Source organism: Mycobacterium shigaense, assembly GCF_002356315.1.
Lineage (GTDB): Bacteria > Actinomycetota > Actinomycetes > Mycobacteriales > Mycobacteriaceae > Mycobacterium > Mycobacterium shigaense.
In genome coordinates, this window is record NZ_AP018164.1 from 2,292,986 (window position 1) to 2,310,987 (window position 18,002).

Consider the following 18,002-nt stretch of genomic DNA (forward strand, 5'->3'; position numbering starts at 1 on the left):
AGTATTCCACGGTGGATGTCCGCATGTGGGCGGTATTGACGCGATCGGGACTGCCGCAAACCTCGGCCCGTTTAACCGTCGAACTGAACCGAAAGCAGCACAATGAGCGAAGGCGCGAAGGCTTAAACGTCCCCTGCCGGGTGTTTGTGGTATCCGCGGCCTGTGTAGTGAAGTCAGCCAAGTCAGACGATCGCCCTCGGAATCTCGGCGGTGCGCGCATCGTCGCCGTGGCCTTCCCCGAGCAGCAGCGAGCGCACCACCGGACGCGGTCCGATTGGCCACAGCATCTGGCTCGCGGGTCGCGGACGAACCTTCTGCGGCCACCAGAACCAGCGTCCGAGCAGGGCGGCAATAGTCGGGGTCATGAACGAGCGAACGACCAGGGTGTCGAACAACAGGCCCAACCCGATCGTGGTCCCGACTTGGCCGATAATACGCAAATCGCTGACCACCATTGCCATCATGGTGAAAGCGAATACGAGCCCGGCGTTCGTCACGACTTTACCGGTACTGCCCATTGCGCGGATGATGCCGGTATTTATACCTGCGCCTATTTCGTCTTTCATACGGGATACCAACAGCAGGTTGTAGTCAGAACCGACGGCCAAAAGGACGATGATCGACATCGCCATCACCATCCAGTGCAATTGGATGCCCAAAATGTATTGCCAGACCAGCACAGACAGTCCGAACGAGGAACCCAAGGACAGTGCCACGGTGCCCACGATGACCAGGGCGGCCACGAAGCTTCGGGTAATCAGGATCATGATGATGAAGATCAGGCACAGGGAGCCGACCCCCGCGATCAACAGATCGAATTTGGAGGCGTCGCGGAAGTCTTTGTAGGTGGCGGCGTTGCCCGCGATGAAGATCTTGGCGTCCTCAAGTGGCGTCGTCTTCAATGCCTCTTCGGCGGCCGTCCGGATTTGATCGATCCGGTTGATGCCGTCGATCGTCGCGGGATCGCCTCGATGCGAAATGATGAATCGAACCGACTTCCCGTCGGGGGAGAAGAACGACGTCATCGCCTTCTTGAAGTCCGGGTTCTGGAAAACCTCCGGTGGCAGCCAGAACGAATCGTCGTTCTTGGCGGCGTCGAAGGCTTGTCCGACCGCGGCGGCGTCCTTCTGTGACTGGTCCATCTGGTCCAGCATCCCCTGCATTGTGCTGTGGTTGGTCAGCATGAATTGCACCGTGTTCTGCAGGTTCTCGATGATCGCAGGGAATTGCGCGAGCATTTGCGGCAAAATCTTGTCCAGCTTGTCCAGGTCCTTGTCGAGCTCGTGCATTTTCTCGGCGAGTTCGTCGACGCCGTCGAGCGTGTCGAATATCGACCGTATCGCCCAACAAACCGGGATGTCATAGCAGTGCTTTTCCCAGTAAAAGTAACTTTGGATCGGCCTGAAGAAGTCGTCGAAATTGGAAATGTTGACGTTTACTTCGTCCAGCATTTCGGTCAGTTCGTGGGTTTTGCCGACCATGTCGTGGACGGTGGCATTGACCTGTTTCGTAATGTCGAACATTTTAGTGATTAGTCTGAGCGTTTCCCGCATCATATCGACTTGCTTGAGCATATCGTTAGCGCGCAATTGCATGTACTTCATGTCTTGCATCTGGCCGGCGTTCTGCATGCTGAGCAGGAAGGGGATCGACGTATGTTCGATCGGGGTGCCCTCGGGGCGAGTGATGCCCTGCACCCGCGAGATTCCCGGGACGCGGAAGATCGACTTGGCTATTTTGTGCAGCACCAGGAAATCTGTCGGGTTCCGCATGTCGTGGTTGGCTTCGACCATCAACATCTCGGGCATCATTCGCGACTGCGAGAAGTGCCGGTCGGCGGCTGAATATCCCTGGTTGGCCGAAAGGTGATTGGGCATATATTTGCGGTCGTCGTAGTTCGTCTTGTAGCCCGGGAGCGTCACGATGCCGACCAGCGCAATTGCGCAGCTGGCAGCCAGAATGGGGGCGGGCCAGCGGACGACCGCCGTACCGATCCGGCGCCAGCCCCGGACCGTGATCAAGCGCTTCGGGTCCAATAAGCCAAGGCCGCTACCGACCGCGACGACCGCCGGAGTCAGTGAGAGTGCGATGAGCACCGACGCCAGCATGCCCACGGCACACGGCACACCGATGGTCTGGAACATGGGCATCCGGGTGAAGCTCAGGCACAGCATCGCGCCGGCGATCGTCAAACCGGAACCCAACACGACGGGCGCGACGCTGCGATAGGTGGTGTAGTACGCGGCCGCGCGGTCCTCGCCGGCCTGACGGGCTTCTTGGTACCGGCCGAAGAAGAAGATCCCGTAGTCGGTTCCAGCCGCCATAGCGAGGGCGACCAATAGGTTAACGGAAAACGTTGACAGCGCAACCATATTATTGTCGCCCATAAACGCGACAATTCCCCGGGCGGCGAATACCTCAACTGCGACGGTTATCAGCAATAGAATTACGGTGATTGGGGAACGGTAGACGATGAGCAGCACCACAAAAATAATCGCGGCGCCGACCAGCGTGATTTGCAAAATAGACTCGTCACCGGCGGTCTGCATATCCGAGAAGAGCGCGGCGGGACCGGTGACATAGGCATGGATACCTGCGGGCGGCGGGTTGCGCGCAATGATGTTTCGGACCGCGGCAGTCGAGTCCTGCCCCAGGGTGGTGCCCTGGTTGCCGGCGAGGTTCAGCTGCACGTAGACGGCCTTGCCGTCGGGGCTCTGGGCGCCCGCCGCGGTCAGCCGGTCCGACCACAGGTCCTGGATGTGTTCGATGTGCTTGGGGTCGGCACGCAGCTGAGTGATAAGCCGGTTGTAATACGCGTGGGCTTCGTCGCCGAGCGGCTCCTGCCCCTCGATCACGAGCATGGCGAAGCTGTCCGAGTCGGATTCCTTGAAGTCCTTGCCCATGCGCTGCATGGCCTGGACCGAAGGCGCATCCTGCGGCACCAGGGGCACGGAATGCTCTCGGCCGACCGTCTCCAGCCACGGCACGAAGATGTTCACACACAGGGTGAAGACGAACCAACCAAGGATGATCGGCACGGCCAGGGCGCGGATCATCCGCGGGACGAAGGGGTGTGGAGGCTCCTCGGTCCGCACGGGATCGGTGCGCACGTCGTCTGTGCTCATCCGATCACGCCCGTCACGGAGGCGATCACGTCGCTAGCGCACTGCGTCACGCTGCTCCCCACGGTTGCTGGCTCCGTCCTGAATTGAAATTCGCCACTTATCGCTGTTGTCCCTGCCCCAGCAACAGGGCTCGAACCACCGGACGGGGTCCGGTCGACCGGAGCAACGTACTCGCGGGGCGAGGACGGACGCGCTGCGGCCACCAGAACCAACGGCCCAGCAAAGCCGCGACAGACGGGGTCATGAACGCGCGCACGATCAAGGTGTCGAACAGCAGACCCATACCGATCGTCGTTCCGACCTGACCGATGATCGTCAGGTCACTGACGATCATGGAGCCCATGGTGAAGGCGAACACCAGACCTGCATTCGTCACGACCCGTCCGGTACCGCCCATGGCGCGGATGATGCCGGTATTCAACCCGGCGTGTATCTCTTCTTTCATCCGGGACACCAGCAACAGGTTGTAGTCGGACCCCACCGCCAGGAGGACGATCACGGACATCGCCACCACCATCCAGTGGAGCTGGATGCCCAAAAGGTATTGCCACACCAGCACCGACATGCCGAACGAGGCACCCAGCGAAATCAGCACCGTCCCAACGATTACGAGTGACGCCACGAAGCTGCGCGTGATGATCAGCATGATGATGAGAATCAGGCAGATGGAAGCGACGCCCGCGATCAACAGGTCGACTTTCGACCCGTCCACCAGGTCTTTGGTGATCGCTGCGGTGCCGGTCAGATAGATCTTGGAGTCTTCTAGTGGCGTGCCCTTCAGAGCCTCTTCGGCGGCGGATTTGATCTGGTCGACACGCGAGATGCCCTCTGTGGTAGCGGGATCGCCCCGCTGGGAAATGAACATGCGGACGTCCTTGCCGTCCGGCGAGAGAAAGATCTTCATGACCTCTTTGAAGCCCGGGCTCTTGAACACCGCCGGGGGCAGGTAGAACGAGTCGTCGTTCTTCGACGCGTCGAACGCCTGGCCCATGGCCGACGAGTTGTCAGTCTGGCTGTCCATCTGCCCGAAGATCCCGGCCATGGTGCTGTGCATCGTCAGCAGCATCGTACGCATCGACTCCATGATGGCGATCTGCGGCGGGAATTGGGCCAGCAGCTGCGGCATCAGGAGGTCAACCATGTCGAGGTCTCCGACCAGCAGGTGCAACTTCTCGCTGATCTCGTCGATGCCGTCAATCGTGTCGAACACGGATCGAATCGCGAAACAGATGGGAATGTCGTAGCAGTGCTTTTCCCAGTAGAAGTAGCTGCGGACCGGTCGGAAGAAATCGTCGAAATCCGAGATGTGGTCTCGCAGCTCGTTTGTCTTGATTTCCACTTCGTGCGTGATGCCGGTCATCGCGTGGGTGATCGCGTTGAGCTGCGACATCAACTCGTACATGCGCTTCATGATCGCAACCATTTTTGCCAGGTCATTGGCCTGGATCAGCAGGTCGTTCATCCGGGCTTCCTGGAACTTGAAAGTCTGCTGTTGGAAGCCCTGCTGCAAGCTGAGTAGGTACGGGATGGTCGCGTGCTCGATCGGGGTGCCCTCGGGCCGGGTGATCGCCTGCACCCGCGAGATGCCCGGCACGGCAAGCACGCCCTTGGCGAGCTTGTTCAACACCAAAAAGTCCGCCGAGTTGCGCATGTCGTGATCCGCTTCGACCAACAGGATCTCGGGCATCATCATGCGCGACTTCGGGAAGTGCCTTTCCGCTGCATCTAGACCTTGGACGGCGGCAATGTTCCTGGGTAGGTACGACTGGTCGTTGTAGCTCGGCTTGAATCCCGGCAGTGCCAACAGGCCGACCAGAGTAACCGCAAGTGTCGCAACGAGAATGGGCCCGGGCCACCGAACGATGGCCGTACCGATTCGTCGCCAACCGCTGACTCGGTATTTCCGCTTGGGGTCGAAGAGATTGAACCGGCGGCCCCCCAGCGCCAGAACGGCCGGGACCAACGTCAGCGCCACCGCCACCGCCACACCTATGCCGATCGCGCAGGGGATACCAAGCGGCTGGAAATACGGCAACCGGGTAAAGCTCAGGCACAGGACCGCACCGGCGATCGTCAGTCCGGACGCCAAGACGACCTTGGCCGTCCCGTGGTAGGTGGTGAAGTAGGCCGTCAACTTGTCTTCGCCGGCCTGCCGGGCCTCTTGGTACCGGCCGACGAAGAAAATCCCGTAGTCGGTGCCTGCTGCGAGCCCGATGGACACCAACAGGTTGACCGCATACGTCGTGAGACCGACCAGGCCCAGGTCACCCATCAACGCCACGGTCCCCCGGGCCACCTGCAGCTCGATGAAAACCATCAGGAGCAAAAGGGCCACCGTCACGAACGAGCGGTAGACGAGCAGCAAGGTAATGAAGATGACCGCGATGCTGACCAGCGTCACGATGGCGATGGTGCGGTCACCACTGTTACCCATATCCGCGATGACCGCTGCCGGCCCGGTGAGGTACGCCGTGACGCCCGGCGGCGCCTTCGTCCGCGCGATGATGTCGCGTACGGCTTTGATCGATTCGTTACCCAGCGTTTGGCCCGGATTGCCGGCAAGCGTCAATTCGACATAGGCAGCCTTGCCGTCCGCGCTGATCGCGGCGGCCTGGGTGAGCGGATCGCCCCAATAGTCCTGAATGTGCTGAACGTGCGTCGGATCGGCACGCAGTCCGCGGATAATGCTGGTGTAGTACTCGTGTGCGTCATCCCCGAGGGGTTTTTGGCCCTCCAGGACCATCATTGCCGCAGCGCCCCCGAAGGGCGATTTGAAATCTTGGCCCAGGCGGTCCAATGCCTTGATCGACGGCGCGTCCGTCGGGGTCAGCGAAACCAAATGCTCTGCTTCGACCTTCTCCAGCGGTGGAACGAAGATCGTCAAGCAGACGACGATTGCCAACCAGCCCAAAATAATGGGAACGGAAAAGCGGTGAATCTGCCGCGCGATAAATGGTTGTTTTGGCGGCGCGGAAGGCGGGCGGTCCACGTCAAGCGTGCTCATGCTGACTTCAACATGCAGAAGGTGAAGGCGCTGACCTCATTCACTACTTTCTCGGCCTTGACTTCGTCGCCGATCAGAATGCGGCAACCAATGCTGTCGGTATTGCCCTGTGCCACGAGATTCCCCACAATCGTCGGCTTGGTCGTCGTCAGAACAATCTTCCAAGGCAGTTGTGCACCCTCAACCCGCTGTGGCTCGGAGTTGACGTCGAAATATCCAATGTCAGCCACGGTCCCGGGCGGACCGAACACCTCGTAGGTGATGCGCTTCGGTTCAAAGGGCTTGTTGTCATTGACTTTAGTGTCGGCGTACGCCGGACGCTTTTCGGATCCGAAGATGCCGTGCAGCCGGCCTACTGTCAAACCGCCCGCGACGACCACGACGATGATGACCAGAGGAATCCAGACGCGCTTGAGAAGCCGGGCGGACGCAAACCCCAATTTGCGATGCCTCATACGTGTTGCCGGCGCGTCCGGGCCCGATGAAGACCGGCGACCACGACGGACAAATCCGGCGCTGCGCCCCGGGCCTGGATTCACGCCCCGGTCACCCTCGGTAGTGACGCCGGACGGCGTTCGCTCGACATCACGGACACTGCGTTCGGCCACCGCACCTAACCTTCCACCGTTCCCACACCCCTGAACGTTCCGGTCGTTCGACCATGCAACTAGACAATCGGCCGCGACACGTTGACGTTACATCGAATGTGGCGCACGTCGCAGGCTTGCTGAAAGACGGGCACCTCAAACGCGCAGCGCTCGGTGAGTGCGGCTCCGGGTCCCGAAGAGTAAACCATGCCCGTCGTCTCCGTAGCGACACTTTGGGAAGCCGATGGGGCGTCTTTATGCACACCTTGTGCGTAACGGGGGGCGGCTGGGAATAACAGCCGAGTCGACAGCCCCTTGGGACGAGCGCGGCTGGCGATTGATTGACCGTTCCGCCTTGGCGCACAAGGGTTTTGTGTCTCACAGCCGGTCAGAGTCATCGTTCGTGGCACGGGATGGGAGACTGCGGACCGACGGCCGCAGGGCCGGTGCCTGATATCAGTCGTTTTCCCAGGTGAAGACCGCGAAAACCCCACATTGATGGCTGTCGCAGGCATGTGTGAATTGCCACAATCGCCCCGTTGCTACTGGTCGTCGGTTTCTCGCGGGTATAGTCGTGGTGCTGCGCCGACCGGTAATGCTGGTCGGCGTCGGGGGTGCTAAAAGGGTCACACCAGGAAGTTTTTTCAAACGCCGGACTGACCCTGTTGACCTCCAGTATCGTTTTGAGACGGTTCCACTCATCTCGACTAGACGTCCTGGAGAACTGTGAGCATCAATCCGCTCGACGACGACAATGGCAGCTTTTTCGTCTTGGTCAACGACGAAGAGCAGCACAGTCTGTGGCCGGTGTTCGCCGATGTTCCGGCTGGGTGGCGGGTGGTTTTTGGGGAAGCGGACCGCGCCGGGTGCTTCGATTATGTCGAACAGAACTGGACTGATATCTGCCCTAAGAGTCTGTGCGAAAGGCTAGCTGCGGCCCGGGGTTTCGATAAGTGAGTCACCTGGGTATGGGGGGACCAGTAGGTCTCAGGGGGAGTCGGGTCGAAGTCGACGACCCGACTGCGGAGGGGCTCTGGGGGAATCCGATGGAAATCGACGATCTCGCGTTTCCATTAACGCGGGGGCAGTTGGATATTTGGCTTGCGCAAGAGACGGGGTTGTCGTCAACGGAGTGGCAGCTTGGTCTTTTCGTGCGGATTGATGGCGTGGTGCAGCGGGGTTCGCTTGAGTGGGCTATTCGCCGGGTGGTGCAGGAGGCTGAGCCTGCTCGTGCTGCCTTTTTTGAGGTTGATGGTCGTGTTTTCCAACGTGCGGTGGACTACCCGGATGTAGAACTGGCGTTTTACGACCTGACCGGTTCGGATAACGCGGTTCAAGAGGCCCGGGATATCGCGTTGTCGATTCAGCGTACTCCGATGCCGTTGACGGGTCCGTTATTTAGATTCGCCTTGTTCAAGACGCGGTCGGCTGAGTTTTATCTGCTGGCGTGCGCGCATCACATTGCCATTGACGGAACTGGTGTGGTGTTGGTGGGGCAGCGTATTGCGTCGGTGTATTCGGCGATTGTTTCTGGTGCGCCGTTGCCGACGGGTTTGTTCGGGTCGCTGCAAGACCTGGTCGATAGCGAATTGGCCTATGAATCCTCTGATGACTATCGCCAGGACGAGGTGTACTGGACGCAGAATCTGCCGGCCGAGAGCACGGGTGATTTCGCGTTGGAGGCCGCCGAGCGTGATCCGTGGCCGTCGGCGCCGGTGCAGGTGGATCCTGCGCTGGTGGGCCGGGTCGAGGAGTTGGCTCGTGGCTGGGATGTGCCGCGGACGGCGGTGATCACTGCGGCGTGCGCGCTGTTGGTGCGTGGCTTCAGCGGTGAGGGTGCTGAGGTGGTGTTCGATTTCCCGGTTAACCGCCGGGTCAGCCCGGAGGCTAAGACGCTGCCTGGCATGGTGGCCGGGGTGGTGCCGCTGGTGATCAGTGTGTCGCCGCAGAAGACTGTCGCTGAGTTGTGCGAGCACGTGAACGTGCGGATTCGGGAAGCGGTGGCGCATCAGCGGTTCCCGGTGCATGCGTTGGAGCGTAAGGCGCGGGGGTCGGGTCGGCTGGCTGAGCGTACGAACCTGAACTTTATTCCTGCGGGTTTTAGCCTGCCTTTTGGCGGTGCGATGGCCACGGCGTCTTACACGAACTCTGGTCAGGTGGGTGGTTTCGGGCTGATCTTTTCTGCCGACGGCGACGAGTTGTTCTTGAGTACGGCTGGTGCTGGTGGGCCGTTGTCGAATTTTGAGGTCGTTGACTTGGCGCGGCGTCTTGAGCAGGTGCTGGCAGAGATGGTGGCGGACCCGTCGCGGCGGCTGTCGTCGATCGACGTGCTCGATGCCGGCGAGCAAGCCGGCCTGGACGAGTTCGGAAACCGGGCGGTGCTTGCCGAAGTGGCCACGCCGAGGTCGATCCCGGCGTTGTGGGCTGAGCAGGTCGAGCGGGTCGGGCAGTCGGTGGCGTTGAGGTGTGGTGAGCGGTCGCTGACTTATCGTGAGCTGGACGAGGTCTCGAACCGGTTGGCGCATCTGCTGGCCGGCCGGGGCGTGGGGCCGGGCGAATGCGTGGCGTTGCTGTCGCCGCGCTCGGCCGAGGCGATCGTCGGGATCCTGGCGGTGCTCAAGACCGGTGCGGCGTACCTGCCGATCGATCCGAACCTGCCTGCGGCGCGGTTGCAGTTCATGGTGGCCGACGCCACGCCCCTGGCGGCGCTGACGGTCGGCGACTTGGCCGAGCGCTTCGAGGGCTGTGAGTTGGCCGTCGTCGACATCAACGACCCGGCCGTCGCCGACCAGCCCAGCACGCCGCTGCCCGTCCCGGCGCCGGACGACATCGCCCACATCATCTACACCTCCGGCACCACCGGCGTCCCGAAGGGTGTCGCCGTCACCCACCACAACGTCACCCAACTGGTGACGTCGGTGAATGCTCTGCCACCCCAACAGGTTTGGTCACAATGGCACTCATACAGCTTCGACGTCTCGGTCTGGGAGATCTGGTCCGCGCTGCTGCACGGCGGACGTCTGGTCGTGGTGCCCGAGTCGGTGGCCAGCTCGCCCGAAGATTTGCATGCGCTGCTGGTGAACGAAAAGGTCAGTGTGCTGGGCCAGACGCCGTCCGCCGTCGGAGCGTTGTCGCCGCGCGGCTTGGAGTCGACGGCGTTGATGGTCGCTGGTGAGGCATGCCCCACCGAGGTCGTGGACCGGTGGTCGCCGGGCCGGATCATGATCAACGCGTACGGGCCGACCGAGACCACGGTGTACGCGGCCATGAGCGCACCCCTGCAGTCGGGATCCGGGGCGGTGCCGATCGGGTCGCCGGTGCCGGGTGCGGCGCTGTTCGTGCTGGACGCCTGGTTGCGCCCGGTGCCCGCCGGCGTGGTCGGCGAGCTCTACGTCGCCGGCCGGGGTGTCGGCACCGGATACATCCGGCGCTCGGGGCTGACGGCATCGCGGTTCATGGCCTGCCCCTTCGCCGAGGGCGGCGAGCGGATGTACCGCACCGGCGACCTGGTGCGCTGGGGTGCCGACGGTCAGCTGCGCTACCTGGGCCGCGCCGACGAGCAGGTCAAGATCCGCGGCTACCGCATCGAACTCGGCGAAGTACAGGCAGCGCTGGCCGGGCTGGACGGCGTCGAGCAGGCGGCGGTGATCGCCCGCGAGGATCGCCCCGGCGACAAGCGCCTCGTCGGCTACATCACCGGAACCGCAGACCCGGGCGCGGCGCGCACCGCGCTGGCCGAGCGGCTGCCGGCGTACATGGTGCCGACCGCGGTCGTGGTCCTGGACGCGCTGCCGTTGACGGTCAACGGGAAGCTCGACCGCCGCGCGCTGCCGGCGCCGGAATACCGCGGTGGCGGCTACCGGGCTCCGTCGACCGTGGTGGAGGAGATCCTGGCCGATATCTACGCCCAGGTGTTGGGTCTTGAGCGCGTCGGCGTCGACGAGCCGTTCTTCGACCTGGGCGGCGACAGCATTCTGTCGATGCAGGTGGCCGCGCGCGCCCGGGCCGCCGGAGTGCTCTGCCGCCCCCGCGACATTTTCGTTGAGCAGACGGTCGCCCGGCTGGCCGAGGTGGCCATGGTCGCCACCGAGGTCGAGGGCGTGGTCGACGAGGGTCTGGGCCCCGTGGCGGCCACCCCGATCATGCGCTGGCTGCGCAGCGTCGAGGGCCCGGTGGAGCAGTTCAACCAGACGGTCGTCGTCGACGCGCCGGCCGGTGTCACCCAGGCCGACGTGGTGACGGTGCTGCAGGGCCTCATCGATCGCCACGCGATGCTGCGGCTGCGCGCCGAGGACGACGGTGCCGGCGGCTGGTCGCTGACCGTACCCGAGCCCGGCTCGGTCGACGCGAGCGCGCGTGTGCAGGTGGCGGATGCGCTGTCCGATGACGTGCTGGTCGATGCTCGGGCGAAGCTGCATCCGGCCGACGGCGTCGTGGTGAGCGCGGTGTGGGCGGAGTCGACGCGCCAGTTGGCGTTGATCATTCATCACCTGGCCGTCGACGGGGTGTCGTGGCGGGTGCTGCTGGAAGACCTCAACATCGCCTGGGCCCAGCACCACAGCGGGCAGGCCATCGAATTGCCCACCGGCGGAACGTCATTCGCCCGCTGGTCCACCCTGCTCGGCGAGTATGCGCACCGAGCCGACATCGTCGACGAGGCAGAAACATGGCGGCAGATCGCTGCGACGCCCGCGGCGCTGCGCGCGGTGGGGCCCGAGGACACCTATGACAACGCGCACAACTTGACGGTGTCGTTGGATGTGGAGACGACGCGGCTGTTGCTGGGTGAGGTTCCGGCGGCGTTCCACGCCGGGGTCAACGACATCTTGTTGATCGCTTTTGGTTTGGCCTGGGCGAAGCTGCTCGGCACGGCGACGCCGATCGGTATCGACGTCGAGGGCCACGGGCGGCACGAAGAGCTGTCGGCCGATGTGGATCTGTCGCGCACGGTGGGCTGGTTCACCACCAAGTACCCGGTGGCGCTGAGCGTCGGCGAGTTGGATTGGGCCGCGGTCCTCGCCGGGGGAGCTGCGCTGGGGACGCTGGTCAAGGCCGTCAAGGAGCAGTTGCGGGCCCTGCCGGATCCGCTGACCTACGGGCTGCTGCGGTACCTGAACACAGAGGTGGACCTGGCCGGGGCGGACCCGGTGATCGGGTTCAATTACCTGGGCCGCATGGGCGGCGCCGCGGAGCTGTCCGACCAGTTCTGGCGCGTGGGCCCCGATGGCCTGTTCAGTGGGACGGCCACCGTGGTAGCGATGCCGCTGATGCACACCGTGGAAGTCAATGCCGCCACCCTGGACTCCGACGCCGGCCCGCACCTGCAGGCGAACTGGACTTGGGCGCCGGGGGCGATCGACGACACCCAGATCGAACGGCTCAGCCGCTACTGGTTCGAGGCGCTGGCCGGGATCTGCACGCACGTGCACAGCGGTGGCGGCGGGCTGACTCCATCGGACCTGACGCCGGCCCGGTTGAGCCAGCCCGAGATCGACGACCTCGAGCGCCAGCACAAGATCGCCGACGTGCTGCCCCTGACGCCGCTGCAGCAGGGCTTGTTCTTCCATGCCAGCGCGACCGACGACGTCGACGACATGGGCGAGCTGTACTCGATGCAGCTGGACATCGCCTTGGCCGGTGAGCTGGACCCGCACCGGTTGCGCGAGGCAGTGCAGTCGGTGGTGCGTCGGCACCCCCATCTGGCAGCGCGCTTCTACGACCAGTTCGACGAGCCGGTGCAGGTCGTCCCGGCTGACCCGGTCGCGGCGTGGCAGTACATCGAACTCGACGGCGGCGACACCGGTGAGCAGGTCGCGCGGATCTGTGCGGCCGAGCGAGCGGCCGTCTGCGACGTCGTCGGTCAGCCCGTCTTCCGGGGTGCCCTGCTGCGCACCGGCGCGGACCAGCACCGATTTGTGCTGACTTTCCACCACATCGTGCTCGACGGTTGGTCGATGCCGATCCTGCTGCAGGAAATCTTCGCCGGCTACTACGGACACCATCTGGGTGCGCCGGTGCCCTATCGCCGGTTCGTGACGTGGCTGGCCGAGCGTGACCGGGCGGCGGCCGAGGCGGTTTGGGGCGAAGTGCTGGCCGGGTTCGACACCCCCACCCTGGTGGGCCCGCCGGAGAAGCTGACGCACGGACAGCGCAGCGTCGCCTCGTTCACGGTGTCTGCCGAGATGACGGAGGCGCTGGGTGAGCTGGCCCGTGCGCAGCGCACGACGGTCAACACGGTGCTGCAGGCCGCGTGGGCTCAGCTGCTGTGCGGCCTGACCGGTCGCCAGGATGTGGCGTTCGGTGCCGCGGTGTCCGGTCGGCCGACCGACATGGTCGGTGCTGAGTCGATCGTCGGGCTGTTGATCAATACGGTCCCGGTGCGGGCCAACCTGACGTCGGCCACCACCACCGCGGAGCTGCTCGACCAGCTGCAGACCGCGCACAACGACACGGTCGAGCATCAGCACCTGGCGCTGCGGGATGTCCACCGCATCACCGGGCTTGACCAGCTGTTCGATACCTTGTTCGTCTACGAGAACTACCCGGTCGACGCGTCGGCGCTGGGCGACATCAACGGCCTGTCGATCACCGACTTCACCAATCGTGAGTACAATCACTACCCGCTGACCATGGTGGCGCATCCCGGCCAGGAGCTGGGTCTGCGCGTGGAGTTCGACACCGAGGTGTTCGACGACGCGGCGATCGAGGCCCTCATGGAGCGGTTGCGACGGGTGTTGGCGGCCATGACCGCGGACCCGGAGCGGCGCCTGTCGTCGATCGATCTGCTCGACGACCGCGAGCACGCACGACTCGACGGGTGGGGCAACCGCGCGGTACTGACCCGTTCGGCCGGTATACCGGTGTCGATTCCCGTGCTGTTCGCGGGGCAGGTGGCGCGGATGCCGGATGCGGCCGCGCTGACGTTCCAGGGTCGTTCGATGACCTATCGGGAGCTTGACGAGGCGTCGAATCGCTTGGCGCACGTGCTTTCTGTCCGGGGAGCGGGCCCCGGTGAGCGGGTGGCGTTGTTGTTGCCGCGGTCGGCTCAGGCGATTGTGGCGATCATGGCGGTGCTCAAGACGGGGGCGGCGTATCTGCCGATGGATCCCGCGCACCCGGTGTCGCGCACGCGTTTCATGCTTGGCGACGCGGCGCCGGTCGCGGCGGTGACCACCGCCGAGTTGCGCGAGCGTTTTGACGGTTACGACGTGGCAATCGTCGATGTCAACGATCCCGGCCTCGCCGGTCAGGCCAGCACTGCGTTGATGGGGCTGAGCGCCGACGATGTTGCGTACATCATTTACACCTCGGGTACGACGGGTACGCCGAAAGGTGTTGCGGTGACGCATCGTAACGTGGTCCGGTTGCTGGAGGCGCTGGACGCGGAGCTGGAGTTGGGTCAGGTGTGGTCGCAGTGCCATTCGCTGGCTTTCGACTTCTCGGTGTGGGAGATCTTCGGTGCGTTGTTGGGTGGGGGCCGGGTGGTGGTGGTGCCCGACGCGGTGGTGCGTTCGCCCGAAGATCTGCATGCGTTGCTGGCTGCCGAGCATGTGGGTGTGTTGAGTCAGACGCCGTCGGCGTTTTATGCGTTGCAGACCGCGGATGCGCTCTCGCCGGAGTTGGGTCATCAGCTGAAGTTGCAGACCGTGGTGTTTGGTGGGGAAGCCCTTGAGCCGCAGCGGCTTTCGGCGTGGATGCATAACCATCCCGGGCCGCCGCGGCTGATCAATATGTATGGCATCACCGAGACGACGGTGCACGCGTCGTTCCGCGAGATCGTCGACGCCGATGTAGAGACTGCCGTGAGCCCGATCGGGGTGCCGCTGGATCACCTTGGCTTTTTCGTGCTCGATGGCTGGTTGCGGCCGGTGGCCGCTGGTGTCGTGGGCGAGTTGTATGTGGCGGGTGCGGGTCTGGCTTCCGGTTATATCGGTCGGCCGGATTTGTCGTCGACGCGGTTTGTGGCGTGCCCCTTCGGTGGGGCAGGTGAGCGGATGTATCGCACCGGGGATCTGGTGCGTTGGGGTGCTGACGGGCAGCTGCGTTACGTCGGGCGCGCTGACGAGCAGGTCAAGATCCGCGGCTACCGCATCGAGCTGGGCGAAATCCGTTCGGCCCTGGCCGATTTGGAGGGTGTCGAGCAGGCGGTGGTGATCGCCCGCGAGGACCGTCCCGGCGACAAGCGGCTGGTGGGTTATGTGACCGGTGAGGCGGACCCTGTCGAGCTGCGCGCTCAGCTGGGCGAGCGGTTGCCGGCCTACATGGTGCCCGCTGCGGTGGTGGCCGTGGAGGTCTTGCCGTTGACGGTCAACGGCAAGCTGGATGTTCGGGCCTTGCCGGCTCCGGAATACCAGGAGAGCGGCGGCGGCTATCGGGCGCCGGTGACGGCGGTCGAAGAGATCCTGGCCGGCATCTATGCCCAGGTGTTGGGCTTGGAGCGGGTGGGCGTGGACGATTCGTTCTTCGATCTGGGTGGCGACAGTATTTTGTCGATGCAGGTGGCCGCTCGGGCGCGGGCGGCCGGCGTGTTGTGCCGTCCGCGTGACATTTTCGTTGAGCAGACGGTGGCCCGGTTGGCGACTGTGGTCACGGTCGCCAGCGCCGAGGATCTGCTGGCCGACGAGGGCATCGGGCCGGTGGTGAGCACGCCGATCATGCACTGGCTCAAGAGTGTTGATGGGCCGGTGGAGCAGTTCAACCAGACCGTGGTGCTGGACGCGCCGGCTGGTGTCACCCGCGACGACGTGGTGGTGGTGCTGCAGGCGCTGCTGGATCGCCACGCGATGCTGCGGCTGCGTGTCGATGAGCAGTGGTCGCTGACCGTGCCCGAGGTGGGCACGGTGGACGCCGCGATGTGCGTGGAGTCGGTGCAGGAGCTGTCCGATGCGGAACTGATCGCGGGTCGGTGCAGGTTGGATCCGGCCGCGGGGGTGATGCTGAGCGCGCTGTGGGCGGAGTCGACGCGGCAGTTGGCGTTGATTGTTCATCACCTGGCTGTTGACGGGGTGTCGTGGCGGGTGCTGCTCGAGGACCTCAACATCGCCTGGGCCCAGCACCACAGCGGGCAGGCCATCGAATTGCCCACCGGTGGAACGTCGTTCGCTCGTTGGTCGCTGCTGCTCGATGAACACGCCCGCCGTCCCGCCGTCGTCGATCAGGCCGAGGCCTGGCGGCAGGTGGCGGCCACCAACGCGGTGTTGCCGGCCGTGCAGCCCGAGGATACGTATGACACCGCGCAGACGTTGTCGGTGTCGTTGGATGTCGAGACCACGCGGTCGCTGCTGGGTGAGGTGCCCGCGGCGTTCCACGCCGGCGTCAACGACATCTTGCTGATCGCCTTCGGTTTGGCCCTTCGGGAGCTTCGCGGCGTTGCTGGGCCGATCGGGATCGATGTCGAGGGTCATGGGCGCCACGAGGAGTTGTCCTCGGAGGTCGACCTGTCGCGCACGGTGGGTTGGTTTACCACCAAGTACCCGGTGGCGTTGAACGTGGGCGGCCTGGATTGGTCCCAGATCGCTTCTGGTGCAGCGGCGTTGGGGACGTTGGTCAAGGACGCCAAGGAGCAGTTGCGCGCGCTGCCCGACCCGTTGACCTACGGGTTGCTGCGCTACCTGAACCCTGATGTCGAGCTCGGGGAGTCGGACCCGTCGATCGGGTTCAACTACCTGGGCCGCATGGGTGGCGCCGCGGAGCTGTCCGACGACCTGTGGCGGTTGGGCCCCGACGGTTTGACCCGGGGTGCGGCCACCGTGGTGCCCCTGCCGCTGGCCCACTCCCTGGAGCTCAACGCGGTCACCCTCGACGACGAGTCCGGGCCCCAGTTGCAGGCCAACTGGACCTGGGCCGCCTCGGCGCTCGATGCCGTAGAAATCGACCGGCTCCACGAACTGTGGTTCGAGGCGCTGGCCGGGATCTGCGCCTATGTGCGCGGCGGCGGTGGCGGCCTGACTCCGTCGGATCTGGCGCCGGCGCGGTTGAGCCAGCAGCAGATCGACGAGATCGAGCGCGAATACGACCTCGCCGACGTGCTGCCGTTGACCCCGCTGCAGCAGGGCCTGTTCTTCCACACCAGCATCACGCACGGCAGCGGTGACGACCTGGGTGATCTGTACGCCGTGCAGCTGTGCGTGACGTTGACCGGCCCGCTGGACGCGCAGCGCCTGCATGACGCGGTGCAGTCGGTCGTGCGCCGGCATCCGCACCTGGTGGCCCGGTTCAGTGACCACTACGACGAGCCCGTCCAGATCATCCCGGCCGAACCGGCGGCGCCGTGGCGCTACCTCGAGCTCGAGGGCGACGCCCTCGAGGCGCAGGTGGAGCGGGTGTGTGCGGCCGAGCGTGCGGCGATCTGCGATCTGGCCCATCAGCCCGCGTTCCGGGCGGCGCTGCTGCGTACCGGCGAGGACCGGCACCGGTTTGTGCTGACCAATCATCACATCGTGATGGACGGTTGGTCGAAACCGATTCTGCTGCAAGAGATTTTCGCAGGTTACTATGGCCAGCAGCTGGGAACGCCCACCTCCTACCGACGGTATGTGTCCTGGTTGTCCGAGCGCGACAAGCCCGCCGCCGAAGCGGCCTGGGCCGAGGTGTTCGCCGGCTTCGACCACCCGGCGCTGGTCGCGGAGGCCGGTCGGGAACGGTTGGGGCGCCGCGATGTTGCCTCGTTCACCGTGCCCGCCGAGACCACCGCGGCGCTGGGCGAGCTGGCCCGCTCGCAGCACACGACGGTCAACACCGTGCTGCAGGCCGCCTGGGCGCAGCTGCTGGTCTGGCTGACCGGTCGCCACGACGTCGCCTTCGGCACGGCCGTGTCCGGCAGGCCCACGGAAGTGGCCGGGGCGGACTCGATGGTCGGGTTGCTGATCAACACCGTGCCGGTGCGCGCGAGCATCAACGCCTCGACCACCATCGCCGACCTGATCGAGCAGCTGCAGGGCGCCTACAACGACACCCTCGAGCACCAGCACTTGGCGCTGCGCGACATTCACCGGGTCACGGGTCACGACCAGCTGTTCGACACCCTGTTCGTCTACGAGAACTACCCGATCGACACGAGCGCGCTGGTGGGGAGCAACGGGTTGGCCGTGGCCGACTACACGAGTCGGGAGTACAATCACTATCCGCTGACGGTGCAGGCGGTGCCCGGGCACGAGATCGGTCTTCGCGTCGAATACGACACCGAGCTGTTCACCACCACCCGCATCGAAAAACTCATCCAACGGCTCCAGCGCGTACTGGTGGCCATGACCGCTTCAGGGCAGGACTCATGAGTGCCGACCCAAC

General features: G+C 64.3%; 5 protein-coding genes. 2 read left to right on the top strand and 3 right to left on the bottom strand.

What is annotated here, in order from left to right:
* Positions 1–182 precede the first annotated feature (182 nt).
* The 3 genes from MSG_RS10870 to MSG_RS10880 all read right to left on the bottom strand — a co-directional run bounded on the left by MSG_RS10870 (position 183) and on the right by MSG_RS10880 (position 6,584).
* Positions 183–3,125: an MMPL/RND family transporter gene (locus MSG_RS10870; protein WP_096439497.1), complete on the bottom strand. Its 2,943-nt coding sequence runs from the start codon at positions 3,123–3,125 to the stop codon at positions 183–185.
* Positions 3,126–3,222: 97 nt separating this feature from the next.
* Complete coding sequence (locus MSG_RS10875) at positions 3,223–6,129, bottom strand: MMPL/RND family transporter (RefSeq protein WP_096439499.1); 2,907 nt, start codon at positions 6,127–6,129, stop codon at positions 3,223–3,225.
* Positions 6,126–6,584, bottom strand: a complete 459-nt coding sequence (locus tag MSG_RS10880) for an MmpS family protein (protein WP_096439501.1) — start codon at positions 6,582–6,584, stop codon at positions 6,126–6,128. Before MSG_RS10880 ends, MSG_RS10875 begins: the two co-directional genes overlap by 4 nt.
* A gap of 858 nt (positions 6,585–7,442) precedes the next feature.
* Between MSG_RS10880 and MSG_RS10885 the strand changes: the two genes are divergently transcribed.
* Both MSG_RS10885 and MSG_RS26130 read left to right on the top strand, forming a co-directional pair.
* On the top strand, positions 7,443–7,673 hold the full coding sequence (locus MSG_RS10885) for an MbtH family protein (RefSeq protein ID WP_096439503.1): 231 nt from the start codon (positions 7,443–7,445) through the stop codon (positions 7,671–7,673).
* A gap of 89 nt (positions 7,674–7,762) precedes the next feature.
* Complete coding sequence (locus tag MSG_RS26130) at positions 7,763–17,989, top strand: non-ribosomal peptide synthetase (RefSeq protein ID WP_096439505.1); 10,227 nt, start codon at positions 7,763–7,765, stop codon at positions 17,987–17,989.
* The last annotated feature ends 13 nt before the right edge of the window (positions 17,990–18,002 follow it).